At 38.4% G+C, this 26,048-nt stretch carries 27 protein-coding genes; 20 read left to right on the forward strand and 7 right to left on the reverse strand.

Translation table 11 applies throughout. The features are described from left to right. Nucleotides 1-218 precede the first annotated feature (218 nt). The 3 genes from QM956_RS06875 to QM956_RS06885 all read left to right on the forward strand — a co-directional run bounded on the left by QM956_RS06875 (nt 219) and on the right by QM956_RS06885 (nt 2,778). The gene (locus QM956_RS06875) at nt 219-485 is read left to right on the forward strand and encodes an ACT domain-containing protein (protein WP_000644124.1); all 267 of its coding nucleotides are present in this window, start codon (nt 219-221) and stop codon (nt 483-485) included. 9 nt (nt 486-494) lie between these two features. Continuing rightward, complete coding sequence (locus QM956_RS06880; RefSeq protein WP_084954314.1) at nt 495-1,832, forward strand: PFL family protein; 1,338 nt, start codon at nt 495-497, stop codon at nt 1,830-1,832. A 244-nt stretch (nt 1,833-2,076) separates the two neighbouring features. Continuing rightward, a complete protein-coding gene (locus tag QM956_RS06885) occupies nt 2,077-2,778 on the forward strand; it encodes a histidine phosphatase family protein (RefSeq protein WP_084888270.1) in 702 nt (233 codons plus the stop codon). 93 nt (nt 2,779-2,871) lie between these two features. Here QM956_RS06885 and QM956_RS06890 read toward each other — a convergent pair whose 3' ends face one another. The 4 genes from QM956_RS06890 to QM956_RS06905 all read right to left on the reverse strand — a co-directional run bounded on the left by QM956_RS06890 (nt 2,872) and on the right by QM956_RS06905 (nt 7,872). Continuing rightward, nucleotides 2,872-4,530: an ABC transporter permease gene (locus tag QM956_RS06890; protein WP_045597598.1), complete on the reverse strand. Its 1,659-nt coding sequence runs from the start codon at nt 4,528-4,530 to the stop codon at nt 2,872-2,874. Continuing rightward, entirely contained in the window at nt 4,520-5,611 is a 1,092-nt protein-coding gene (locus QM956_RS06895) for an ABC transporter ATP-binding protein (protein ID WP_414302367.1), read from the reverse strand. The genes QM956_RS06890 and QM956_RS06895 overlap by 11 nt, the downstream gene beginning before the upstream one ends. Nucleotides 5,612-5,623: 12 nt before the next feature. Next, entirely contained in the window at nt 5,624-6,670 is a 1,047-nt protein-coding gene (locus QM956_RS06900) for an ABC transporter substrate-binding protein (RefSeq protein WP_000731166.1), read from the reverse strand. A gap of 161 nt (nt 6,671-6,831) precedes the next feature. Beyond that, nucleotides 6,832-7,872: an ABC transporter substrate-binding protein gene (locus QM956_RS06905; RefSeq protein WP_414302368.1), complete on the reverse strand. Its 1,041-nt coding sequence runs from the start codon at nt 7,870-7,872 to the stop codon at nt 6,832-6,834. 318 nt (nt 7,873-8,190) lie between these two features. Here QM956_RS06905 and leuS point away from each other — a divergent pair, with 318 nt between their 5' ends. The 9 genes from leuS to QM956_RS06950 all read left to right on the forward strand — a co-directional run bounded on the left by leuS (nt 8,191) and on the right by QM956_RS06950 (nt 17,028). Next, nucleotides 8,191-10,692, forward strand: coding sequence for a leucine--tRNA ligase (gene leuS / locus QM956_RS06910; RefSeq protein WP_414302369.1), 2,502 nt, complete (start codon nt 8,191-8,193; stop codon nt 10,690-10,692). A gap of 92 nt (nt 10,693-10,784) precedes the next feature. Beyond that, the gene (locus QM956_RS06915; RefSeq protein WP_084926332.1) at nt 10,785-11,240 is read left to right on the forward strand and encodes a MarR family winged helix-turn-helix transcriptional regulator; all 456 of its coding nucleotides are present in this window, start codon (nt 10,785-10,787) and stop codon (nt 11,238-11,240) included. Between the two features lie 56 nt (nt 11,241-11,296). After that, entirely contained in the window at nt 11,297-12,529 is a 1,233-nt protein-coding gene (locus QM956_RS06920; RefSeq protein WP_045612351.1) for an acyl-CoA thioesterase/BAAT N-terminal domain-containing protein, read from the forward strand. Between the two features lie 669 nt (nt 12,530-13,198). Beyond that, the gene (locus QM956_RS06925) at nt 13,199-14,065 is read left to right on the forward strand and encodes an ABC transporter ATP-binding protein (RefSeq protein WP_414302370.1); all 867 of its coding nucleotides are present in this window, start codon (nt 13,199-13,201) and stop codon (nt 14,063-14,065) included. Further along, on the forward strand, nt 14,065-14,907 hold the full coding sequence (locus tag QM956_RS06930; protein ID WP_414302371.1) for an ABC transporter permease: 843 nt from the start codon (nt 14,065-14,067) through the stop codon (nt 14,905-14,907). The genes QM956_RS06925 and QM956_RS06930 overlap by 1 nt, the downstream gene beginning before the upstream one ends. An 18-nt stretch (nt 14,908-14,925) precedes the next feature. Continuing rightward, nucleotides 14,926-15,381 (forward strand): LytTR family DNA-binding domain-containing protein, encoded by a 456-nt coding sequence (locus QM956_RS06935; RefSeq protein ID WP_049543950.1) that lies wholly within the window; start codon nt 14,926-14,928, stop codon nt 15,379-15,381. A gap of 9 nt (nt 15,382-15,390) precedes the next feature. Then, nucleotides 15,391-15,810, forward strand: coding sequence for a DUF3021 domain-containing protein (locus QM956_RS06940; protein WP_084930188.1), 420 nt, complete (start codon nt 15,391-15,393; stop codon nt 15,808-15,810). A gap of 94 nt (nt 15,811-15,904) precedes the next feature. Next, nucleotides 15,905-16,600, forward strand: coding sequence for a GNAT family N-acetyltransferase (locus QM956_RS06945; protein WP_265480612.1), 696 nt, complete (start codon nt 15,905-15,907; stop codon nt 16,598-16,600). Between the two features lie 11 nt (nt 16,601-16,611). Continuing rightward, on the forward strand, nt 16,612-17,028 hold the full coding sequence (locus tag QM956_RS06950) for a GNAT family N-acetyltransferase (protein WP_414302372.1): 417 nt from the start codon (nt 16,612-16,614) through the stop codon (nt 17,026-17,028). Nucleotides 17,029-17,844: 816 nt separating this feature from the next. Here the strand turns inward: QM956_RS06950 and QM956_RS06955 are convergent. Further along, nucleotides 17,845-17,937 carry a type I toxin-antitoxin system Fst family toxin gene (locus tag QM956_RS06955; RefSeq protein WP_084888247.1) on the reverse strand — a complete coding sequence of 31 codons (93 nt, stop codon included), beginning with the start codon at nt 17,935-17,937 and terminating at the stop codon, nt 17,845-17,847. 191 nt (nt 17,938-18,128) lie between these two features. Here QM956_RS06955 and QM956_RS06960 point away from each other — a divergent pair, with 191 nt between their 5' ends. Then, a complete protein-coding gene (locus QM956_RS06960; RefSeq protein ID WP_150922741.1) occupies nt 18,129-18,323 on the forward strand; it encodes a DUF5966 family protein in 195 nt (64 codons plus the stop codon). 82 nt (nt 18,324-18,405) lie between these two features. Here QM956_RS06960 and QM956_RS06965 read toward each other — a convergent pair whose 3' ends face one another. Then, nucleotides 18,406-19,266: a helix-turn-helix domain-containing protein gene (locus tag QM956_RS06965; RefSeq protein WP_084888245.1), complete on the reverse strand. Its 861-nt coding sequence runs from the start codon at nt 19,264-19,266 to the stop codon at nt 18,406-18,408. A gap of 536 nt (nt 19,267-19,802) precedes the next feature. Between QM956_RS06965 and QM956_RS06970 the strand changes: the two genes are divergently transcribed. Genes QM956_RS06970 through QM956_RS06980 form a run of 3 tightly spaced genes read left to right on the forward strand, consistent with a single transcriptional unit; the run spans nt 19,803 to nt 22,200 of the window. Beyond that, nucleotides 19,803-20,738, forward strand: coding sequence for an ABC transporter ATP-binding protein (locus tag QM956_RS06970; protein WP_125454379.1), 936 nt, complete (start codon nt 19,803-19,805; stop codon nt 20,736-20,738). Nucleotides 20,739-20,742: 4 nt separating this feature from the next. Next, on the forward strand, nt 20,743-21,471 hold the full coding sequence (locus QM956_RS06975; RefSeq protein ID WP_414302373.1) for an ABC transporter permease: 729 nt from the start codon (nt 20,743-20,745) through the stop codon (nt 21,469-21,471). 6 nt (nt 21,472-21,477) lie between these two features. Beyond that, nucleotides 21,478-22,200, forward strand: coding sequence for an ABC transporter permease (locus QM956_RS06980; RefSeq protein WP_228112209.1), 723 nt, complete (start codon nt 21,478-21,480; stop codon nt 22,198-22,200). Between the two features lie 162 nt (nt 22,201-22,362). Here the strand turns inward: QM956_RS06980 and QM956_RS06985 are convergent, their stop codons facing one another. Continuing rightward, on the reverse strand, nt 22,363-22,437 hold the full coding sequence (locus QM956_RS06985) for a type I toxin-antitoxin system Fst family toxin (RefSeq protein WP_084888304.1): 75 nt from the start codon (nt 22,435-22,437) through the stop codon (nt 22,363-22,365). Between the two features lie 133 nt (nt 22,438-22,570). On the opposite strand from QM956_RS06985, the gene ruvB reads away from it, so the two are divergent. From ruvB to QM956_RS07005, 4 genes are all read left to right on the forward strand, one after another. After that, nucleotides 22,571-23,569: a Holliday junction branch migration DNA helicase RuvB gene (ruvB, locus tag QM956_RS06990; RefSeq protein ID WP_020901860.1), complete on the forward strand. Its 999-nt coding sequence runs from the start codon at nt 22,571-22,573 to the stop codon at nt 23,567-23,569. After that, on the forward strand, nt 23,550-24,122 hold the full coding sequence (locus QM956_RS06995) for a nucleotidyltransferase family protein (protein ID WP_414302374.1): 573 nt from the start codon (nt 23,550-23,552) through the stop codon (nt 24,120-24,122). Before ruvB ends, QM956_RS06995 begins: the two co-directional genes overlap by 20 nt. Before the next feature lie 346 nt (nt 24,123-24,468). Then, nucleotides 24,469-25,227, forward strand: a complete 759-nt coding sequence (locus QM956_RS07000) for an isoprenyl transferase (protein ID WP_042751737.1) — start codon at nt 24,469-24,471, stop codon at nt 25,225-25,227. Nucleotides 25,228-25,235: 8 nt separating this feature from the next. Continuing rightward, a complete protein-coding gene (locus QM956_RS07005; protein WP_414302375.1) occupies nt 25,236-26,039 on the forward strand; it encodes a phosphatidate cytidylyltransferase in 804 nt (267 codons plus the stop codon). Nucleotides 26,040-26,048 lie beyond the last annotated feature (9 nt).

The following is a 26,048-nucleotide window of genomic DNA, read 5'->3' on the forward strand; positions in this document are numbered from 1 at the left end:
ATATGATTCTTTCTAATGAGTTGTTTCGTCGCTTTTCATTATAGGTCATATGGGACTTTTTTTCTACACAAAAATAGGCTCCATAATATCTATAGGGGATTTACCCACTACAAATATTATAGAGCCTGAGTATTTTAGTTAGAATTATGCTATACTATTTGAAAAGAATCCTGTTTAATGTTCAGGTTTCCTATTAAAAGAAGAATTGGAGTTTGCTTATGAAAGCGATTATAACTGTTGTTGGTAAAGATAAATCTGGAATTGTTGCAGGTGTTTCTGGTAAAATTGCAGAATTGGGTTTGAATATTGATGATATCTCTCAAACTGTCTTGGATGAATATTTCACGATGATGGCTGTCGTCTCTAGTGATGAAAAACAAGATTTCACTTATCTTCGTAATGAATTTGAAGCTTTTGGGCAAACTTTGAATGTGAAAATCAATATTCAGAGTGCAGCGATTTTCGAAGCTATGTATAATATCTAGGAGGTTATCATGGATATTAGACAAGTTACTGAGACCATCGCCATGATTGAGGAGCAAAACTTCGATATCAGAACTATTACCATGGGGATTTCCCTTTTGGACTGTATCGATCCAGATATCAATCGTGCTGCGGAGAAAATTTATCAAAAGATTACGACCAAGGCAGCTAATTTAGTGGCTGTTGGCGATGAAATTGCGGCTGAGTTGGGGATTCCAATCGTTAATAAGCGTGTATCGGTGACTCCTATTTCTCTGATAGGGGCAGCGACAGATGCGACGGACTACGTGGTTCTGGCAAAAGCGCTTGATAAGGCTGCGAAAGAAATCGGTGTGGATTTTATTGGTGGTTTCTCTGCCTTGGTACAAAAAGGTTATCAAAAGGGAGATGAGATTCTCATCAATTCTATTCCTCGTGCTTTGGCTGAAACGGACAAGGTCTGCTCGTCAGTCAATATCGGCTCAACCAAGTCTGGTATCAATATGACGGCTGTGGCAGATATGGGACGAATTATCAAGGAAACGGCAACTCTATCTGATATGGGGGCAGCTAAGTTGGTTGTATTCGCTAATGCTGTTGAGGACAATCCATTTATGGCGGGTGCCTTCCATGGTGTTGGGGAGGCAGATGTTATCATCAATGTCGGAGTTTCTGGTCCTGGTGTGGTGAAGCGTGCCTTGGAAAAAGTTCGTGGAGAGAGCTTTGATGTAGTAGCCGAAACGGTCAAGAAGACTGCCTTCAAGATTACTCGTATCGGTCAATTGGTTGGTCAGATGGCCAGTGAGAGACTGGGTGTGGAGTTTGGTATTGTGGACTTGAGTTTGGCGCCAACTCCTGCGGTTGGAGATTCTGTTGCACGTGTCCTTGAGGAAATGGGGCTAGAGACAGTTGGTACGCATGGAACGACGGCTGCCTTGGCTCTCTTGAATGACCAAGTTAAGAAGGGCGGAGTTATGGCCTGCAACCAAGTTGGTGGTTTGTCTGGTGCCTTTATCCCTGTTTCCGAGGATGAGGGGATGATTGCTGCAGTGCAAAATGGCTCTCTTAATTTGGAAAAACTAGAAGCTATGACGGCTATCTGTTCCGTTGGTTTGGATATGATTGCCATTCCGGAGGATACACCTGCTGAAACCATTGCGGCTATGATTGCGGATGAGGCTGCAATTGGTGTCATTAACATGAAAACAACAGCTGTTCGTATTATTCCAAAAGGAAAAGAAGGCGATATGATTGAGTTTGGTGGCCTATTAGGTACTGCACCTGTTATGAAGGTCAATGGAGCTTCGTCTGTTGATTTCATCTCTCGTGGAGGACAAATCCCAGCACCAATTCATAGTTTTAAAAATTAAGAAAATGGGAGAAATTTTAAGTTCTATTTAAGGTTTGCTGTGTATACTATAATCATTAAATAAAGACCTCCTAATATTATTTGAAACAGATAACACTGATTTAGTTTGAATTTGATTTTCATCTAATATCTTTATTTAATAGAACTCCTAAACTTTTTCATAATAATCTCCTGCAAAAGTCGCCTGTATGGGTGGCTTTTGTTTTATCATCCATGATATAATAGAAGCAAACGGAGGACGGAAAATGGTAAAAGTACGATTGTATTTGGTACGTCATGGCAAGACCATGTTTAACACGATTGGTCGCGCGCAAGGTTGGAGCGATACTCCCTTAACAGCTGAAGGTGAACGAGGGATTCAAGAATTAGGAATCGGTTTGCGAGAGTCTGGTCTGCAGTTTGAGCGAGCTTATTCAAGTGATTCTGGTCGTACCATTCAGACTATGGGAATCATCCTTGACGAACTTGGCTTGCAGGGAAAAATCCCTTATCGCATGGACAAGCGTATCAGAGAATGGTGTTTCGGTAGTTTTGACGGAGCTTATGATGGTGATCTTTTCATGGGCATTATTCCTCGTATCTTTAATGTGGACCACGTTCACCAATTGTCTTATGCTGAACTGGCTGAGGGTTTGGTAGAGGTCGATACAGCTGGTTGGGCTGAAGGCTGGGAAAAACTCAGTGGCCGAATTAAGGAAGGCTTTGAAGCGATTGCCAAAGAAATGGAAGAGCAGGGTGGGGGCAATGCCCTCGTTGTCAGCCACGGAATGACTATTGGAACCATTGTTTATCTAATTAATGGTATGCATCCGCATGGTCTAGATAATGGTAGCGTGACGATACTTGAATATGAGGACGGCCAGTTTAGCGTAGAAGTTGTCGGCGACCGTAGTTACCGAGAACTAGGACGTGAGAAGATGGAGGAAGCCTCTATTAAATCAGTCTAGACTTGCTTGCTATGAAATAGGGATTTGATAGAAATATCAAGATAAGAAAAAACAGCCGAGGATAATCCTTTCGGCTGTTTTTGATGGGGAAAACTAAAGTGTAATGCTATTACTTTTAGAGATTTTCATAAACAAGAGCAAGGAACCTACTGTTAGAACAGTCAGGATAGTTGACAAGGCTGCGGCTACACCGTAATTCCCTCTGAGAACCTCTGTATAAATGGCTACAGTCATTGTTCTTGTTTTGACATTGTAGAGGAGGATAGAAGTAGAAAGTTCTGAAATCATTGTAACCCAAGATAGGATAGCTCCAGAAATAATACCAGATAGCATCATTGGAGTTGTAATCTTGGCAAAGGTATTGAGACGACTACTTCCTAAGCTCTCAGCGGCTTCTTCAATACTTGGTGCTATTTGTTGCAAGCTAGCAACAGATGAGCGAATAGTATAAGGCAATCTTCTGACAGATAGGGACATGATCAAGATGAAAGCTGTCCCTGTAATCATAAGAAATCCACTTCCAAATAGGCCAGTATTGAAGGAAGAAATGAAGGCAATCCCTAGAACGGTTCCTGGTACAATATAAGGGACCATACTGAGGCTGTCAATTAAGTTTGTAAACAAATTACGTTTTCTAACGGCTAGGTAGGAGATAAATGTTGCGAATAGGACAACTAGAACTAAGGCAATCAAAGGGATACGAATAGTATTGAAAATAGCAGATCCCATACGATTGAAAGCTACCTTGTAACTGTTTAGAGAATAGCCTTTGACAAATACCATACCTGATGTTTTTAGGAAAGAAGTATAAATCAAGTAGACTTGAGGTAGAACAGAGAACAAGATAATTCCGTAGACTGTCGCATAAATGGCAGCCATTTTTCCTTTTGTAGTTTTTTTAGGCTCAATTGGATGGAGCGAATTCATACTGAAACTGTAGCGATTTGAAATGTATTTTTGGATAAGGAAAATTGCTAAGGCAATGATAATCGCCATAATTGCTAAAGCAGATGCAAAAGCAGAATTTCCTCCAACCTCGCTAATGAATTGGGTATAAATCAAGACCGGGAAAGTCCGATATCCTTCACCAATCAACATAGGGGTTCCAAAGTCTGAGAATGCTCTCATAAATACAAGCAGGGCAGCTGCTAGTAAGGTTGGAACTAGGAGAGGTAAAATAACCGTTACGATACGCTTAAATCCAAAGGAACCCATGCTTTCAGCAGCTTCAAGTAGAGAATTGTCAATACTTTTCATTGTCCCAGCAACGTATAGAAATACCAGTGGGAATAGTTGCAGTGTAAAGACAAGTACAATTCCTTTGAATCCATAAATATCGATAGCTGGAAGATGAAGGGTATTTGTCAGGAATTTAGTAATGACCCCATTTCGTCCCAGCAAGAGAATCCAGGAGTAGGCTCCCACGAAAGGAGCTGACATGGAAGCAATGATAATCAATATTTGTAGAAATTTCTTTCCCTTGAAATCATACATGGAAAAGAGATAAGCTAATAAGGTTCCTACGACTAAGGAAGTGACAGTAGCGGTAATAGAAACCTTGAAACTGTTGACGAGTGTCTCAGAGTAGTAGGCTTTACTAAAGAAAGTGACAAAATTAGCTAGTGAGAATTGTCCTTCATGTATGAGTGCTTGCTTTAGCACGGTAACGATAGGATAAACGAGAAAGACAAGATAAGTAAGAAAGATGAAGAAAGAGGAGGCTGTCCAAATATTTAGTTTTTTACGTTCCATGGTTGACTCCTTTTATCAGGTTTTGGGAACCATCTGCAGAAAAGACGTTTAATTTTTGAGTATTGATTCGTAGACGAATACGATCGCCTTTTTGTAGATCTTCTTCAAAAGTTGATTCTTCGCTAACTTGAATTTTTGAGGCAAATCCTGTCTCGATGAAATACTCCGTATTTAGTCCAAGATAGACGCTATCGCTAATCGTTCCTTCAATATCTCCAGATTCATCTTTGATAAACTCTTCAGGACGAATGCTTACATGAATAGCTTGCTCCTCAGCCTGATCAAGAGCTGGCATTCGAAGAGCATAGCCATCTGAAAAGACGATATAAGCGCCGTCGCTCCGTTTTTCGAGATTGGCAGGGATAATATTTGTGCGTCCGATAAAGGTTGCTACAAACTCATTAGCTGGTTTATGATAGAGTTCTTTTGGTCGACCGATTTGTTGGATGACTCCGTCTTTCATAACAGCAATTTGATCTGAAATAGCCATAGCTTCTTCTTGGTCGTGGGTCACATAAACGGTTGTAATTCCCACTTCGTGTTGGATTTCTCGAATGGCTTGACGCATATCCAAGCGAAGTTTGGCATCTAGGTTACTGAGCGGCTCGTCCATGAGGAGAACACTTGGATTAACAGCTAAGGCGCGTGCCAAGGCGACACGTTGTTGTTGTCCACCACTAAGTTTATCGGGCTTTCGATCCGCATATTGAGCAATTTGCATGAGTTCAAGATACTTATTGGTCTGTTGGACCAATTCTTCTTTAGGGACTTTCTTTTGCTTGAGACCAAAAGAAACATTATCTCGAACAGTCAAATGTGGGAAAATAGCGTAGTTTTGAAAAACCATCCCGATATTGCGTTTGCTGGGTTCCATATTATTGATTTTTGTATCATCGAAGTAAAATTCTCCGCCTTCGATACTGTTGAAACCTGCAATCATACGAAGAAGAGTCGTTTTCCCACAACCTGAAGGCCCAAGAAGGGTAAAGAGACTTCCTTTTGGAATTGTAATGTTCAAATTCTCAATAACAGGGACATCGTGGTAGATTTTTTTGGCGTTAATAATTTTGATCTCACTCATAGTGAACCTCTTTTACTGTTTAGATTGGATATCTGTAAAGACTTCGTTGTATTTCTTAACAATATCTGATTTATTCTTGATGACATAATCATAATCTTCAGTGAGTGTTTTGATTTTGTCAATTGGTTTCATGTTTTCGCTTGTTTTGGCATTTTTACGAACAGGACGGTTAGTAGTGGTTGTACCAAGTGTATCTTGTACTTCTTGAGAGATAATAAAATCGATAAATTTCTTGGCATTTTCCATATTTTTCGCTTTTTTAACGATAGCAGCACTAGCAGGTAGGAAGACGGTTCCTTCTTTTGGATAGACTACCTTGATATTAGCTCCGTCATTTAAGAGTTTAACTGCTGGATCTTCATAAGAGAGACCAACAGCCATTTCTCCGTCAGCGACTGCTTTATAGACACCAGATGAGCTTGAACCGATTTTACCATCAATAAGTGTGAAGAGATCTTTTACATAAGACCAGGCTTTATCGTCTTTGTAACCACCTTGAGCTTGTAGCATATTTGTTAATTGAGCAAAGGCACTAGAAGAGTTTGCTGGGTCAGCAGTTGCAATTTTTCCTTTTAGTTCAGGTTTGAGAAGGTCGCTATATCCTTCGATGTTCATGCCTTTCGTTAAATCAGGATTGACGATTAAAACACTACCATCTAGTGTATAAGGAGTAGAGTAGCCAGTTGTGTTTTGATATTCTTTGATAACATTATCATTTTCTTTTGAAGTATAGTTTTCAAAGAGTTCTCCGTGGGTAGCATATTGTGTATAAGAACCACCAAAGATGACATCAGCTACAGGAGCTTCTTTTTCTGACTCTAGTTTTTTGAAAAGTTCTCCAGTACCAGCTTGAATCAGTTCTACTTTGATACCATATTTCTCTTCAAAGGCAGGAATAGTTGCTCCGATTAAGCCCTCTGAGTTTGGTGAATAAACGACTAGCGAACCGCCGTCTCCTTTATCAGATGAACCGCCATCGGCAGATTCATTAGAAGAACAAGCAGCAAGACCAAAAAGAGCTAGTCCGCAAGCAGCATAATACATCCATTTCTTTTTCATGATGGATACCTCCGTTGTGTTATTTAAGTTTATTTTAAAATAATGTAAGCGTTTTTAAAACCGATAATTCTATTCTATTAGAGTAAAATTCTCTACAACACGGAAGTAATCTTTTTGATTTTATAGCAGGGTTTGACAGTTAATCATTGGAAAGTCAAATTTTATTTTTTAGATTGGATATCTGTAAAAATGTCATTGTACTTTTTAAGAATGGCGGATTTGTTTTTAATGACATAATCGGAATCTTCAGTGGCAATATTGATTTCTGTCATAGCCTTCATATTTTTATTGGTTTTAGCATTTTTACGAATGGGTCTGATTGTAGTTTCAGTTCCTAGTTTATCTTGGATTTCTTGAGAAAGGAGGAAATCGATAAACTTCTTAGCATTTTCCATATGTTTGGCGTTTTTGACGATAGCTGCGTTACCAGGTAAAAAGACGGTTCCTTCTTTTGGATAAATGACTTTTACATCAACTCCATCGTTTAAGAGTTTTAAGGCAGGATCTTCATAGGTAAGTCCTACAGCCATTTCTCCATCGGCGACAGCTTTGTAAACATTTGAAGAACTAGATGCAATCTTTCCATCTACTAGGGTAAATAGATTTTTCACATAGGTCCAAGCTTGTTCATTTTCGTATCCACCTTGGTCGACAAGCATGTTTGTTAATTGAGCAAAGGCACTAGAAGCATTACTTGGATCAGCAGTAGCGATTTTTCCTTTTAATTTAGGATTGAGTAGATCATTGTAGCCTTCGATTTTAATATCTTTTGTAAGAGCTGAATTGGCAATGATAACACTGACATCCAGTGTGTAAGGTGTGTAGAATCCTGTTTTATTTTGATATTCAGGGATTATCTGGTCGTTTTCTTGGGAAATATAAGGTTCAAAAAGATTTTCGTTAGAAGAGAAGAGGGCGTAGGAGCCTCCAAAAATGACATCAGCTACTGGGGATTCTTTTTCGGCCTCAGCTTTTTTGAACAATTCACCAGTGCTGGCTTGTACTAAATCAACCTTAATACCATATTTTTCTTCGAAGGCTGGGATTGTTTCTTCGATAAGGTCTTCGGGGTTAGGTGAGTAAATAACCAAAGTGTTATTCGAATCTGTTTCAGTGTTAGTTTCCGCTCCTATAGCTGAAGAACATCCTGATAAAGTAAGTAATATCCAACCACAAGAGAGAAAGAATAGTAGTTTTTTCATAAGAATCTCCTTTTTTACGAACGTTTTCTCTACCTAGATTGTTAATGTTTTTAAAATGTAGAGTTCTACAGGATATAATAAAAACCTTAAAGAAATCTAAAACGAGAAATATGAGTTAAAGACGCTAGGGGAAGAAAATACAAGAAACAAATAATTGATAGAAGTTAGCTCCAAATGAGGGCTAATTTTTTATACTGCTACATAAGCTGGATTTGCGATTCAGTCTTTCTTGGCATCCAAGCCCAAAAGAACATTTCTCGTCTTTCAAATTCCCTCAAAAATGGTATAATAGTAACATCACAAAATTGGAGAGAGACCATGAGTTTTTACAATCATAAAGAAATTGAGCCTAAGTGGCAGGGCTACTGGGCAGAACATCATACATTTAAGACAGGAACAGATGCATCAAAACCGAAGTTTTATGCTCTTGATATGTTCCCTTATCCGTCTGGAGCGGGTCTGCACGTAGGACACCCAGAAGGTTATACTGCAACCGATATCCTCAGCCGTTACAAACGTGCGCAAGGTTACAATGTCCTTCACCCAATGGGATGGGATGCCTTCGGTTTGCCTGCAGAGCAATACGCTATGGATACAGGTAATGACCCAGCAGAATTTACAGCGGAAAACATTGCTAACTTCAAACGTCAAATCAACGCGCTTGGATTTTCTTATGACTGGTATCGTGAAGTCAATACAACAGATCCAAACTATTACAAGTGGACTCAGTGGATTTTCACTAAGCTTTACGAAAAGGGCTTGGCCTATGAAGCGGAAGTGCCAGTAAACTGGGTTGAAGAATTGGGAACTGCCATCGCCAACGAAGAGGTTCTTCCTGATGGAACTTCTGAGCGTGGAGGCTATCCAGTTGTCCGCAAACCAATGCGTCAATGGATGCTTAAAATCACGGCCTATGCAGAGCGCTTGCTTAATGACTTAGATGAGTTGGATTGGCCAGAGTCTATCAAGGACATGCAACGCAACTGGATTGGGAAATCAACTGGTGCTAATGTAACCTTCAAGGTTAAGGGAACAGACAAGGAATTCACAGTCTTTACCACTCGTCCTGACACTCTTTTCGGTGCGACTTTTACCGTTTTGGCTCCTGAGCATGAACTGGTAGATGCCATCACAAGCACAGAGCAAGCAGAGGCAGTAGCAGACTATAAACACCAAGCTAGCCTCAAATCTGACTTGGCTCGTACAGACCTTGCCAAAGAAAAAACTGGTGTTTGGACTGGTGCTTATGCTGTAGACCCTGTTAACGGTAAAGAAATTCCAATCTGGATTGCGGATTACGTTCTTGCTAGTTATGGAACAGGTGCGGTCATGGCTGTACCTGCTCATGACCAACGTGACTGGGAATTTGCCAAACAATTTGACCTTCCAATCGTCGAAGTACTTGAAGGTGGAAACGTTGAAGAAGCTGCCTACACAGAAGATGGCCTTCATGTCAATTCAGACTTCCTAGATGGATTGAACAAAGAAGACGCTATTGCCAAGATTGTGGCTTGGTTGGAAGAAAAAGGCTGTGGTCAAGAGAAGGTGACCTACCGTCTCCGTGACTGGCTCTTTAGCCGTCAACGTTACTGGGGTGAGCCAATTCCTATCATTCATTGGGAAGACGGAACTTCAACAGCTGTTCCTGAAAATGAATTGCCACTTGTCTTGCCTGTAACCAAGGACATCCGTCCTTCAGGTACTGGGGAAAGTCCACTAGCTAATTTGACAGATTGGCTTGAAGTGACTCGTGAAGATGGTGTCAAAGGTCGTCGCGAGACCAACACAATGCCACAATGGGCAGGTTCAAGCTGGTACTACCTCCGCTATATTGACCCGCACAATACTGAGAAATTGGCCGATGAGGAGCTCCTCAAACAATGGTTGCCAGTAGATATCTACGTGGGTGGTGCAGAGCATGCCGTTCTTCACTTGCTTTACGCTCGTTTCTGGCACAAATTCCTCTATGACCTCGGTGTTGTTCCAACTAAGGAACCATTCCAAAAACTCTTTAACCAAGGAATGATTTTGGGAACAAGCTACCGTGACCACCGTGGGGCTCTTGTGGCAACCGATAAGGTTGAAAAACGTGACGGTTCTTTCTTCCATGTGGAAACAGGGGAAGAGTTGGAGCAAGCACCAGCTAAGATGTCTAAATCGCTCAAGAACGTTGTTAACCCAGACGACGTGGTGGAACAATACGGTGCCGATACCCTTCGTGTCTATGAAATGTTCATGGGCCCACTTGATGCTTCGATTGCTTGGTCAGAAGAAGGTCTGGAAGGAAGCCGTAAATTCCTTGACCGTGTTTACCGTTTGATTACAAGCAAGGAAATCGTTGCAGAAAACAATGGCGCTCTTGACAAGGTCTACAACGAAACAGTCAAATCTGTCACTGAGCAAATCGAGTCCCTCAAATTCAACACAGCCATTGCCCAACTTATGGTCTTTGTCAATGCAGCTAACAAGGAAGACAAGCTTTATGCAGACTACGCCAAAGGCTTTATCCAATTGATTGCACCATTTGCGCCTCACTTGGCAGAAGAGCTCTGGCAAACTGTTGCAGCAACAGGAGAATCTATCTCTTATGTAGCTTGGCCAACATGGGACGAAAGCAAATTGGTTGAAGACGAAATCGAAATCGTTGTCCAAATCAAAGGAAAAGTTCGTGCCAAACTCATGGTTGCTAAAGATCTATCACGCGAAGAATTACAAGAAATTGCTCTCGCTGATGAAAAAGTCAAAGCAGAAATTGACGGTAAGGACATCGTGAAAGTGATTAGTGTACCTAATAAGCTGGTAAATATCGTTGTGAAATAAGATAGGAATCCTTCAGAGTAGAATCTGGAGGATTTTTTATTTGACAGGAAGTTTCTGTTTTGTTAATATGATTAACAAAGAAAAGAGAGATTATGGATAAAAAAGAATTTATTGCATTTAATAATCGTTTCAATAGATTTATTTTAGCGTTTGACCAGTTAAAAAAAAATCAACATAAAAGTGGTGTTGACAAATCCATTACTTTGAATGAGGTACATTTGATTGTTGTGATTGGGGAAAATCAGCCCTTAAATCTAGTAAAATTATCTGAATTATTAGAAGTTTCAAGAAGTGCAATAACTCAAAGTGTTAGGAGATTGATTCAAAAAAATTTAGTTGTTTTTGATTTTGATCCGAATAATGGGAAAAATAAATATTTGAGATTATCTGAAAAAGGCATCGAAATTTTTAAAATCCATAAGGAGCAACAAGCATATATTGAAAAATCAATCTTTTCAGTTTTAAACAACTATAGCGAGGTGGAACTTAAAACAGTTGTGAAATTGATGGATGATATTGAAAAGGTGTGGAGAGAATTACCGTGGTAAAAGTCACGGTAAATTTCAAATATAATTGTTAAGCGAATTAACAAAAAGGAGAAGATATGACTGTAAACATAGAACTGATTTCACAAACAGATTTAGCGGATGAATCTTTTTATATTGCTATCAATGGTTTAGAACCAAGGGCAATGTATTGTGTAGAAATGTACCTGTCTGATTATTACTGTATAAATGCTCCCTTGCTTTTAGATCATGATGTTATATGGAAATCAACCGCAATTTTTTTATCTGATCAGGACGGTATGATTGATACCTCTCAGACAGCATCTATTTCGGGATCTTATAAAGGAGTTTCAGAAATGGGATTATTCTTTAATGCGAAACCGTTGAAGAATAGGAAAAGGAGATTACCGAGTTCTCTTGATAGAATTCCATTACGAGATTGTTTTGGTGTTGAAATTAAAATCAGGCTGGGGAAAGATGTGGTCGCGAAGCAAAGTTTTGTAAGGCGTTATATGAATCTGGGAATAAGGTATCAAGATATTTATGATAAGCATTTTCAAGGTCGATTATTTTATGATGAAAAATTAAGAAGGGCGCCAGCCGTGATTATTGTTAGCGGTAGTGAGGGAAGAATTGAAAAAGCTCAGAATATTGCCCAACTTTTATCTTCAAGAGGCTATATTTGTCTTGCAATAGCTTATTTTGGTTTAGAGGGATTACCCCAAAATTTAGAACGAATTCCAATAGAATGTCTGGAAGAAGCGAAAGATTTTCTATACCATCATCCTCAAGTTGATAATACAAAAATAGGAATATATGGTCGCTCTAAAGGAGCAGAGCTTGTTCTGGCTGGACAAAGTATTTTGGATGATGTGCAATGTTTAGTACTCAATTCTCCCTCAAATGTAATATTTGAGGGAATAAAGGGAAAACTCAATTCTAATTCATCTTCTTGGACATATTTACAAAAGGAACTTCCTTATCAAAAATTTCAGTTAGGAGATTATTTGTTAAACAAGTTTTTTGGAAAACATATTCCTGAAGATAGTAGGGCTCAGATTGATTTGAGTAAAATTTCCTCCCCTTTATTATTACTAGGAAGCGATGTTGATGAAATATGGAATGCATCATCCGCGATAGATGATATCATTTCACATTATAAAGGGGAATCCATTTTGTTTAAAAAATACCATGAAACAGGGCATATGTTGACGGTTGCTTATCAACCGAATCATCGTTATCGAAAAGATTGGCACTTATTAATGAAAGAAAGTGTAGACTCGTGGTTTACTACGATAAATTTTTTTGATATACATCTGAAAAATTTGTAGACAGTGTTGAACCGTACTATAATAGTCCCAACTAAGATAAAAACACAGTTCTGGTTGGTAGTCCAGTCTACAAAAGTAATTGCTCAAACAAGATAAATTTGAACTCAAACAGTAAAAACGTAGAGAGAAGTACAAGAGTTACTAGTGACTTTCTCTTTCATAAAATAGAACAGTTCTTCTCGGATAAAAAGAGCTGTTTTTTGCTTGTATTGAAAATTCTTTTCATAGATTATTTCCTAATGGATTTACTTGTCGTTAAAAATTTGGCTAATGGAAGTTTCAAATTCAAGACAATACTTACTTGCTTCAAATTCAATCATATCATATTCAGCAGTTTCATTTTGATAGAAGGGATTGTGTGTCATGATTTCTAGTTAATTTTTTATTGTTTGATTTGGCGAGAATAATACTACCGATTCTTGAATTTTTCGGCCAGATGCGGTAAAACATCTCTTTTATAGCGCATATTTAAAAATATAATGTGTTCTTGTAAGTGTTTTTAAGCTTCATTTAGCAATTCGGTAGGAGAAAAATGGCTGTAGCCTTCTCTACTTTAACTTAACCCTAATCATCTCACCACTTAACCTTTCATTTTAACCACTTATCTCAAAAGTCGATTTTTCTGTCATTATTTTTGTTAAACTAGTGAGATAAAAGGAGGGAAGAAATATGATTTTACAAGCTAAACATTTGACTAAACGGTACGGTACTCATATGGCTGTCGATGATATTCAGTTAGAGTTTGAAAAAGGAAGTTTCAATGCTATTTTGGGACCCAATGGTGCAGGAAAATCAACCACCATTTCCATGTTAATCGGTTTGAAAAAGCCGACACAAGGTCAGATTCGCTATGCGCCAAATACGAAAATCGGAGTTGTTTTTCAAGCTAGTGTACTGGATGAGATGTTGACGGTTAGGGAAAATCTCACGATTCGTGCTCAACAGTATAAGGAGATTGCAGCAAGTCGTGTGGATGATTTGATCCATCAACTGGGCTTGACTGCTTTCCAGAAACAACTATATGGGACTTTATCAGGTGGGCAAAAACGTCGGGTTGATATTGCGCGTGCTCTTCTTTCACAGCCAGATATTCTTTTCTTAGATGAACCAACGACAGGTCTAGATATTCAGACTCGCAAAGCCATTTGGGATTTACTGTCTCGACTACAAAAGGATGAAGGGATGACTATTATCTTAACGACTCATTATCTGGATGAAGCGGATGAAGCGGATCGGATCTATATCGTTGATCATGGGAAAGTGATTGCGAAAGGTTCTGCGACGGCTATTAAAAGTCAGTATGCATCTAATATTTTAAAAATCCGTTTTAAAGAAATGAAGGATTTAGAAAAGTTGCTACATACTGGAATGACAGTAAAGGAAGAAAATGAGTTGGAATATCTTTTTTATCCAAGGACGTCACAGGAAGCTATTGAATATTTGGCAAAAGTTCGAGAAGAAATTGATTCTTTTGAGTTTCGTCCAGGTACCATGGATGATGCCTTTATTGCACTTACAGGAAGAGAGGTTCGCTAATGTTAGCTTTATTGAAACGGAATTTTATCTTATATTTTCGTAATCGTTCAGGAGTATTTTTCTCATTATTGGGAGCATTGATTTCCTTCCTACTTTATATCATTTTTTTGCAGAAGAACTTGACGGATGCTTGGCCCCAACTCCCTGACAATACAAAGCTTTTAAATAACTGGCTGATGGGTGGGACCTTGGCTGTGACTGGGATTACGACCAGTTTTACGGCTCTTACACAAATGGTACAGGATCGTGAAAGTCAAGTGGATCAAGATCTCTTCTTGACAGATTTAGGTATCTGGGGCTTACAGATGTCCTATCTAATCAGTAGTATTGCCATCTCTTTTATCATGCAGGTGTTTATGTTTGCTGTTATGGGGCTTTATTTTAAAGAAAGTCCAGTTATCAGTCATTTACCGGAAATTGCTTTGATTATGTTGTTAAGTAGTCTGCTTTCAAGTTTGATAAATATTCTCTTGATTTATCGTTTTCAATCTGTAGATAGTCTTGGCAAACTGGCAACTATAGTGGGAACTGCTTCTGGATTTTTAGTAGGAACTTATGTCCCTATTGGAGTTTTACCTGATTTTGCACAGATTATCATGAAGTGTACCCCTGCAACTTATATTGCTTCTCTCTATCGACAAATTTTAATGAAAGAACCAATAGAGACCGCATTTACAGGAAATAGCAGATTGTTAAAGGAATTTCAAGAAAAAATGGGAATCCAAATCAACTGGCAAGAACTATTGACAAAGGAAGAGACATACTTTATAGTGGTTATTATCAGTCTTGTCGCTATTTTTCTTTGGCTTTTATTTGTTAAAGTGTTTAGCAAGAGAAAATAAAGGTATATTGGAGAGAAAATGAAGATTCGTTTTGAAATGAAGACAGAGTTTTCAGAAAAGGACCCACATATTGTAATTCAGGCAGCTCAGTTAACTGACCAAGCAAGGGAAGTTATGGAGTATTTAGAACAATTTTCAACAACCAATCAGGTGGCCATTCCTATTCGGGCGGATGATTATCTGGTTATGGTGAAGATTGAGGATATTATTCTAGCTGATATTGATAAGAATTTATTAACCATTTATACGGTAGACGGGATTTATAAAACTAAGGAAACATTGATAAACTTTCAGAATCGGATTAATCGGCGTAACTTTATACAGATATCACGTCATTCAATTATAAACATTGATCACTTAGAATCGTTATCAGATAGTTTTTCAGGGAACATGATGGCTAAAATGACTCGGGGCATCAAATCTAGTGTGAGCCGGAAATACGTTAAGTCCCTAATGAATTATCTAGGTTTATAGGAGAAAATCATGAAACGATTAATTGATTATTTTGTATCGGGAATGCGCACGGCTTCCTTCTTTTATTTGAGTATGATGTTATTAGCTCAGTGTTATCCAAGCATTACCTATCCTGCACCAATGGTAAAAAATATTCTAGCTCTGTTTTTAATGGGTGGAATTATGGGGGTATTGACTTTAATACTTGAAAAGCTAGAGTTTCTTGCTTTTAGTATACGTGTAGGAGTTCATTTATTAGTTACAGCTACTGTCTTAGTATTGACCTCTCTATTTTTTGGCTGGGGTTCAGTTTTATGGAGCCCTCTGCTTTGGTTCTTTTTCTTGTTAATTTATGGATTGATATGGTTGTATCAAATCTGGCAAACTCACAAACTCACACAACGAATTAATCAAGCCTTAGAGGATAAAAGACAGAAAACGGGTCACTAATATAGTGTTGAGGATGAAGTTTGAAGACAGTGCCAGTTTCCAAAGAGAACAATTTGTGATATAGTATTTTCAGTGTAAAACAAGGAGAAGAAAAATGCCAGTAAATGAATATGGTCAGATGATTGGGGAGTCAATGGAAGTTTATACACCGGGCGAATTGCCTTCTATTGATTTCTTAGAAGGGCGTTATGCTCGAATAGAGGCTCTCTCGATAGAAAAGCATGCGGAGGATTTATTAGCTGTTTATGGCCCTGATACGCCTCGGGAGATGTGGACTTACCTCTTTCAGGAGCCAGTAGCAGACATGGAGGAACTGGTCAGCCTTTTAAATCAGATGTTGGCTCGTAAGGACCGTTTTTACTATGCAATTATAGATAGGTCAACTGGTAAGGCTTTGGGAACTTTTTCTCTCATGCGCATTGATCAGAATAACCGAGTGATAGAAGTGGGGGCGGTCACTTTTTCTCCAGAGCTCAGGGGAACACGGATAGGAACTGAAGCCCAGTATCTCCTCGCTCACTATGTTTTTGAAGAACTCCACTATCGTCGCTATGAGTGGAAATGTGATTCTCTTAATCTGCCATCCAGACGAGCTGCGGAGCGTTTGGGATTTATTTATGAAGGAACCTTCCGTCAGGCAGTGGTTTATAAGGAGCGTACGAGGGATACGGATTGGTTGTCTATGATTGATAAGGACTGGCCCAAAGTCAAATCTCGTTTGATAGCATGGCTGACTCCTGAAAACTTTGATAAAAATGGACAGCAGTACAAGAGCTTGAGAGAGCTTTAATAGGTGTTGAGATGATTACTATTAAAAAGCAAGAAATTGTCAAGCTAGAGGATGTCTTGCATCTCTATCAGGCTGTCGGTTGGACAAATTATACCCATCAACCAGAGATGCTGGAGCAGGCCTTATCTCATTCATTAGTGATTTATGTGGCGCTTGATGGCGATGCTGTGGTGGGCTTGATTCGTTTGGTTGGAGATGGATTCTCATCAATACTGGTTCAGGATTTAATCGTTTTACCTATCTATCAGCTTCAAGGGATAGGCAGTGCTTTGATGAAAGAGGCTTTAGAGGATTACAAAGATGCCTATCAAGTCCAGCTGGTGACAGAACAGACAGAAAGAACCTTGGAATTCTATCGTTCTATGGGCTTTGAAATCTTATCCACCTATAATTGTATAGGTATGACTTGGGTGAATCGTAAAAAATAACAAAACTTGTTTTTTCTTAAGCAAAGTTTAAGGCTGGTCTAGTATTATATAGTCATTAAATAAAGACCTCCTAACTTTATTTAATGAAATCCTAAAACTTTTTTCATCATAATCTCCTAATGAAGTCACCCAATCAGGTGGCTTTTTTGTAGGGTGAGGTGATGCTGATAGAAATTTTTTTAAAAATGGTAGAATTTGAGAAAAGTTAAGCTAGTTTTAAGTTTCGTCTTGTATCATATAGTTATTAAATAAAGACCTCCTAACTTTATTTAATAAAATCCTAAACTTTTCTTTTTCATAATAATCTCCCTTAACTCCACCCAATCAGGTGGAGTTTTTTGGCTCTATTTCAGGCTTTTGGGGACTATTCTAAAAATCATTTTTCGATATTTTTCTGATTTTGGTCGGGGAATTGGCGGGAATCTTTTTAGCGAATATGACTAAGAAATAGGTCTGTTGCTATTTAAGTGAATTCAACCTTAATTTGATTGTAGGTGACTGTTAATTGAAGGACTGGAACTGCTGTAATAATGATTTTGCTTGTCCAGTAGTGGCGTATTAAATGAGGAGTGACATGTAAGATTGTCTCTTCGTTTACTAAATCAAAATTTCTATGAAATTGATAGAATCCCTAACTTTCTCTTAAACTTGAAAGTCTTGTTGTAAAGCGGTTAAAGCTTGAGAAGCTGAGAATGTAAAGTTTTGACAAATTTTGTCAACTGTGGGATAATAAAAGGGAATTAAGTATTGTGTCTATATCATAGGCTAGAAAAGACCCCAAGCTCACGTCCAAATAAGCTTGGGGTCTTTTTGACACTATTTGTTCTTGTTTATCCATTTATCGACTAAGCGAAGAACGACACCGACCACAATTGGTCCGATGATAGTTTTAAGTATTGTATCCATCATGGGCTAATTCACCTCCTCTAGCAGGCGGTGTAGAAGTGCCGAACAATATTATACCATAAAAGAGAAATTGGGCAAAAACTCAATTTCAGGAGAAAATGAAGTAAATCTTTCCACAATAAAACGCATAGTATCAAGGTTTTCAACACTGATATTATGCGTTTTTTGATTTTAAAGACTTTTTTCTCAGACTTATGATTGGTTTTGTCAGTTTTCTTATTTTCGTGGAGGGTTATGGAATTTATCTGTTCTTTACTGAATCCAACCTTTATGTAGAAGATTTATCCCAGAATGGATTATTTGGTTTTGTGACTTTCTTTATCATCTTTAATTTAGTTTTACTGGCTTTAGCATGCTGGGCAGGATACAAGTGGAAGAGGGGATATTAACAAAAGTGGAGAAAACTACATTAGTTCCTCTCCACTTTTATGTTTCTAGCTAATTGGTAATTATAACTTATTACGATCGAAGTCACCTATCCTTATCTTTCAAAAAATGGTCAATCTTAGCCATCAAGAGCTTGTGCTCGTATATTTTACAGATATCACGAGCCTGTAAATAATAGTCAAGAATTTCATCGTGCTTTAAAAAATCTTTTCCGGCGTTCGCAACGATAGTTAAAAGAGGCGCCAGCTGATAGCTGGTCTCTTTTTGTTTACAAAAGTCAATGGTTTCTAAGGCTTCTTGGACAGCTTCTAACTCCTTCCCTTTAGAGTGTAAATAATAGGCGAAATTATGTTTAACTCGAATATAACCAAATAAAAACTCTTGGTGGTTTAAATCTTTTTCCTGATACAAACTGATAAGAAGTGAGTTATTTTCTTCATATTCTGCATCACGCCCTACAGAAAAATAAAAATTAGATAAAGTATTGAGAAGTTTAAGATACACAGATGAGCTGATCGAAAGCTTTGGCAAAGCGTTTTCTAGACTGGCGATAGCTTCATCTTTGGAACTATGTAAGTAGAAAAGGATAATCGCTTGAATCCATAGAAGATAAAATTCATCCTCAGTAGACAGATACTGAGACTTTTCTTTTTCTAAGTTTAAGAGGTATTCTAAATCCTCGTAATTTCGATCTTCAAGTAATTTTTCTGCTAATTTCTTAAACGGTGTTATATTGGAAGTCATTTCAATCTGTTCATCGAAAAAATATTCTAAAGGAACTTGAAGCCGATTTGCAAGTTTATAGAGTAAATCAGCAGCAGGCATATAGTTGCCACGCTCTATTTTGCTGATTTGGCTTTGCTCACAAATTCCTTCGGAAAGTGTTTTTTGTGAGAAGCCTTTTTCTTTTCTCTTTGCTTTTAGTTTGTCAGATAATATGCTCATCTTTAAACCTTCTTTAAATAAATTTATGATTAATTATATACTTTTAATCTCTATTTTTCAACTTCCTGACACAAAAATAGTCTCAAAAGAATAAATAGAAAATAAACTGAAAAAAAGAATATTTTTATTGACAAAGAAGATTTAAAGTAGTACACTTACAAGTGTAAAGATAAGAAAAAGGTGGTTAATATGAGTATTTTAGCAAAGTTTCGTAAAATCATTTTATATCATCTTTTTTCAGGATTATTTTGTAAGCGTTTGCTTTAAAAAGCTATAAATCAACTACAATATATTTTGGGTTCGAGAGTTATACAACAAGATTCAACAATTAGTGTAGTTAATCTTGGACTGGAGGATTTATTTATTAAATGTTTGTGAAGTAACATTTATATAATGAATCGTGTCATAGATTGAAGGACTTAAAGGGGGTACTGTAAGTTTGCTATACCTTATTACCTTCTCATATAAGTAGTTATACAGGAACTACTCTATTATGTCTTTTGATGTGGGTGTATAGATATTAGGAGGAGAATAAAATGAGAAATCCAGTAATACAGACATCTAATTTATCAAAATCCTATGATGGGAAAATTATCTTAGATAAGATAGACTTTACGCTAAAACAGGGAGAAATTTATGGCTTACTAGGAAGAAATGGAGCTGGAAAGACAACCTTTATCAAGGCTATTTTAGGCTTGACAGCTATGGATAGTGGTGAAGTGAATATTCTATCTGAAAAACTGTTAGGTGAATTTTCTAAGGACTTGCTATCTCAAATCGGTGTGGTATTGGACAGTGCTTCTTTTTATCCTAATTTAACGGGGCCTGAAAATCTTTCTATTTTTGCGAGATTGAGAGGAGTTTCGCTAAAACAAGTAGAGCAAGCTTTACAAGTAGTAGGATTAGATGGAGAAAATAAAAAACTATTCAAACAGTATTCTCTAGGAATGAAGCAACGGTTGGCAATTGCTAACGCTATTATGCACCAGCCGAAAATTCTGATATTAGATGAACCAACAAATGGTTTAGATCCTATTGGTATCCTTGAAATGCGCCGTTATCTAAAGGAACTCAGTACCAATCATGGCATTTCGATTTTAATATCCAGTCACATTATTTCAGAACTTGAAAAGCTTGTAGATAGAGTTGGGATACTGCATGATGCCCACCTTATGGCTGAAAAGACTATGCAGGATTTGATAGATGGTGCAGAGAAAAGAAAAATCCACCTAATTGTTTCGGATGCTTCTCAAGCTAAGGAAGTGCTTTGCAGGATAAATCTGCAAGAACAGATTAGTATTCTTTCGGATATAGAACTTGAACTTCAGGGAGAATCACCTACTTTTGACATTGCGGTCGTATCTAACTCCTTAAAAGACAACGGAATAGTTCTAAAAGAATATTCTTATAAAAACAATGAAAGTTTAGAGAATTACTTTAAGCGGGTAACAGGAGGTGAGGGAATTGCTTGATTTAGTGAAGATTGAATTTCTCAAACAAAGGCATCAAAAACTGAATTTTGTCTTATATGGTGTTGTTTCCCTCTACCTAGCTCTCATCTGTTATTATGTAAATGATGCGAGAGGCTTGTTTGACTCCTTTCCCTTTGTCTATAAATTTTCTTTGTCTTATTTAAACTTTTTGATTCTCCCTTTGTATTGTGTTTCCTATACAATACAGGCATTTGGTGTAGAATATCGCTATCGCATCATGAACAACTTGAAACTCGCTTCAGCAAATCTAATGAAGACATTCTGGGCTAAGATTTTGTATATAGAAATCAATGCTCTGTGTATCATGTTATTCACCTATATTTCGGTTTCCTTATTCGCATTACTATCCCGCTTTTCTTCGACAGTCAGTTTGTCTTTATTATTAAGATTTTTCTATCTTTGTATGAGTAGTGGTGTCTTAATTCCCATGGGAGTATTTCCTTTAGTTGCTTTGGTCATGATAAAAGTCAGAGGCAAGGAGATAGTTGGAAATTTGGTCGGTGTCATGTATGTTTTAGTGTCATTTTTTTTAGCAAGGACGAGTCCAAATATCATTCCAGTAACAAGTGCTAACAGTTTAATCTGGGAAGGAAACAGAGAAGGAGTGGTGCTTCAACAGCCAGCTATCTTATCGATTATTGTACTAGGTTTATCTTTACTTGTTGTGTCTTTCTTGTCCATTAAATCTTGGTTAAGAAAGGTGGATGAATAAATGTTGATGCTAGAATTGATTAAACTAAGAAGGCGAAAGATACTGTATATGATTCCCTTTGTAACCATCCTGCTCTTTTTGTTAGAGTTTATGATTGGTCATCAGATTTATCAAGGACATTCGTACGGTAGTGTGAATGGCTGGTATGTAGAAAATGGTTTCTTCTTTTTGAACTACTATTTTCTCCTTCCTTTTGCGAGCATGATTTTAGTGGATTCGATAAGAATAGAACAAGTGTCTAAAACGATTTCAAATCTCAGACTGATTCCTATCGATTTGAAACGATTACTCCAAGCGAAGTTTATGCTTACTTTGTTGATAAATCTACTAGTCAGTGAATTTACCTTTTTGGCTATGCTTATCCTAGAGCTAATGGATGGTGATTTTGCTTTCTCTAGTCTTACAATTTTATCGTGGGGATTTGGTTATGGAGTAATTGCTTTTGCTTATACACTGTCTGCTGGCATTATTGTCCTCTTCTTAGGAAAATATCGGAAGGAACTTATTCTTGCCCTACCACTTGCCTTTTTATTGTCATTTGCAGGTTTGTTTACTTTAACAACGGTTGTTGGGAGATATTATCTGGCAAATTTACTACTAATCATCATGGAGGAATTCACGATTTTAACAGTTTCTGTATATGCCGTGTGGCTGATTACCTTGGTGGCATGTCTTCTTTATTTGTTGGCAGATAAACGCATGATGAACACTATTTTTGCTTATAAATGACAAGCTGAGTAGATGAGGGTATAAACCTTTGAAAAATTTTGTGAACTATGGGATAATAAAAAGGAATTGAGTACTAGTTCTATATCATGGACTAGAAAAGACCCCAAGCTAACTTCCACATTAAGCTCGGGGTCTTTTTTGACACTATCTATTTTTGTTTAGCTATTTATCGTCTAAGCGAAGGATGACACCGACCACAATCGGTCCGATGATAGTTTTAAGGATTAGTTCTATCATGGGCTATCTCACCTCCTTTCGTAGGCGGTGTAGCAGTGCCGTAGAATGTTATACCACATAGGTGCTAAACTCGGGAGGCACCCAATCGGGTGGCTTTTTTGTTTGTGGCTTGGTTTTTTGATATAATAGAGCCATGAGTAGAATTTTAGATAATGAGATAATGGGGGATGAGGAGTTAGTAGAACGCACACTCCGTCCTCAGTACTTACGTGAATATATTGGGCAGGACAAGGTCAAGGATCAGCTCCAAATCTTTATCGAGGCTGCCAAAATGCGGGATGAAGCGCTGGATCATGTGCTCTTATTTGGGCCTCCAGGCTTGGGAAAAACGACCATGGCTTTTGTTATTGCCAACGAACTAGGTGTCAATCTCAAGCAGACTTCGGGTCCAGTCATTGAAAAAGCAGGTGATTTGGTAGCGATTCTGAATGACTTAGAACCTGGGGACGTCCTCTTTATAGACGAGATTCATCGTTTGCCAATGTCAGTGGAAGAGGTGCTTTATAGTGCCATGGAGGACTTTTACATTGATATCATGATTGGGGCTGGTGAAGGCAGTCGCAGTGTTCATTTGGAGTTGCCACCTTTTACCTTGATTGGTGCGACGACTCGGGCTGGTATGCTCTCAAATCCACTACGGGCACGTTTTGGGATTACAGGTCATATGGAGTATTATGCCCATGCTGACTTGACGGAAATTGTTGAGCGGACGGCAGATATTTTTGAGATGGAAATCACTCATGAGGCAGCATCTGAGTTGGCACTACGTAGTCGTGGGACCCCTCGTATTGCCAATCGTCTCCTCAAGCGCGTGCGCGATTTTGCCCAGATAATGGGGAATGGGGTTATCGATGATGTTATTACCGATAAGGCTTTAACCATGCTGGATGTTGACCATGAAGGTTTGGACTATGTGGATCAAAAAATCCTTCGCACCATGATTGAGATGTACGGTGGTGGCCCTGTCGGATTAGGGACTCTCTCTGTCAATATTGCCGAGGAGCGCGAGACGGTGGAAGACATGTATGAGCCTTACTTAATTCAAAAAGGTTTTATCATGCGGACACGTTCTGGACGGGTGGCGACTGCTAAGGCATATGAGCATTTAGGTTATGAATACAGTGAAAAATGAGCAAGAAATTCTAGAGGCTTTTAGAGAAAATTCGGATATGATGGCTATTCTAGAAACTATCCGAAACCTTGGTCTGAAAGACTCGTGGTTGGCAGCAGGTTCTGTCAGAAATTTTATCTGGAATCTCTTGTCAGACAAATCCCCTTTTGACTGTGAAACAGATGTAGATGTAATTTTCTTTGATCCAGATATTTCTTATGAGGAAACCTTGTCCCTAGAGAAAAAGCTGAGAGAGGACTTTCCTCAGTACCAGTGGGAATTGAAAAATCAAGTCTATATGCACCAGCACAGCCCTCATACTGCTCCTTATACCAGTTCCCGTGATGCTATGAGTAAGTATCCAGAACGGTGTACGGCGCTTGGACTGCGCTTGAATGAAGAATCCGCTTTGGAACTCTATGCACCTTATGGTTTGGAGGATATTTTGAATTTTCAAGTTCGTCCAACTCCTCATTTTTTAGAGAATGAAGACCGAATGGAACTTTATCGAACACGTCTAACCAAGAAAAATTGGCAGGAGAAATGGAAAAATTTGATTTTTAAAAATACTTAAGGAAACTTTAAGCTAGGAAGTGTATACTAAGTCCATAAGTTAAGAAGACCTTAACTTAAACTCCTAAAACTTTTTCATAATAATCTCCCTATAAAAAAATAAAGTCGCCCAATCAGGCGGCTTATTTTTTTGGAAATGGGCTTTGTGCCTGAGAATAATACTCAATGAAAATCAAACTGCAAACTAGGAAGCTAGCCGCAGGCTGCTCAAAACACTGTTTTGAGGTTGCAGATAGAGCTGACGTGGTTTGAATTTGATTTTCGAAGAGTATAAATAGCTTAGTGATAGAAGAAAATAGGGAAATATGGTATAATGAAACGATAGATTTTTGAATAGGAATAAGATCATGTTTGGATTTTTTAAGAAAGATAAGGCTGTGGAAGTAGAGGTTCCGACACAGGTTCCTGCTCATATCGGCATCATCATGGATGGAAATGGCCGTTGGGCAAAAAAACGTATGCAACCGCGAGTTTTTGGACACAAGGCGGGTATGGAAGCATTACAAACTGTGACCAAGGCAGCAAACAAACTGGGCGTTAAGGTTATTACGGTTTATGCTTTTTCTACGGAAAACTGGACCCGCCCCGATCAGGAGGTCAAGTTTATCATGAACTTGCCCGTAGAGTTTTATGACAATTATGTCCCTGAACTGCATGCGAATAATGTTAAGATTCAAATGATTGGGGAGACAGACCGCCTGCCTAAGCAAACCTTTGAAGCTTTAACCAAGGCTGAGGAATTGACTAAGAACAATACAGGTTTGATTCTTAACTTTGCTCTTAACTATGGTGGACGTGCTGAGATTACGCAGGCGCTTAAGTTGATTTCCCAGGATGTGTTAGATGCCAAAATCAACCCAGGTGATATCACAGAGGAATTGATTGGCAACTATCTCTTCACCCAGCATTTGCCTAAGGACTTACGAGACCCAGACTTGATTATCCGTACTAGTGGAGAATTACGTTTGAGTAATTTCCTCCCATGGCAGGGAGCCTACAGTGAGCTCTATTTTACAGATACCTTATGGCCTGATTTTGACGAAGTAGCCTTGCAGGAAGCCATTCTTGCCTACAATCGTCGACAACGTCGATTTGGAGGAGTTTAGGAGGAAGTATGACACAGGATTTACAGAAAAGAACCTTGTTTGCAGGGATTGCACTGGCTATTTTCCTACCGATTTTAATGATTGGGGGACTCTTGCTTCAGATAGCAATTGGAATCATAGCCATGCTAGCCATGCATGAACTTTTGAAGATGAGAGGTCTAGAGACCATGACGATGGAGGGCCTCTTGACCCTCTTTGCAACCTTTGCTTTGACCATTCCCTTAGAGAATTACCTGACTTTTTTGCCAGTTGATGGGAATGTGGTTGCCTATAGTGTGTTGATTTCAATTATGTTAGGAACGACTGTTTTTAGCAAGTCTTATACGATTGAGGATGCTGTTTTCCCTCTGGCTATGAGCTTTTATGTAGGCTTTGGATTTAACGCCTTACTAGATGCTCGTGTTGCAGGTTTAGATAAGGCTCTCTTAGCCTTGTGTATCGTCTGGGCGACAGACAGTGGTGCCTATCTTGCTGGGATGAACTATGGTAAACGAAAATTAGCTCCAACGGTTTCTCCTAATAAAACCTTTGAGGGTGCCTTGGGTGGTATTTTAGGTGCGATTTTAGTAACCATCATCTTTATGATAGTTGACAGTACAGTTGCTCTTCCGTATGGAATTTACAAGATGTCAGTCTTTGCTATTTTCTTTAGCATTGCTGGACAATTTGGTGATTTACTAGAAAGTTCGATCAAGCGTCACTTTGGTGTCAAGGATTCTGGGAAATTTATCCCTGGACATGGTGGTGTTTTGGATCGTTTCGATAGTATGTTGCTTGTATTTCCAATCATGCACTTATTTGGACTCTTTTAATCAAAAGAC

This window comes from Streptococcus mitis (genome assembly GCF_047460035.1).
In the GTDB taxonomy this organism is placed as follows: Bacteria; Bacillota; Bacilli; order Lactobacillales; family Streptococcaceae; genus Streptococcus; species Streptococcus mitis_DW.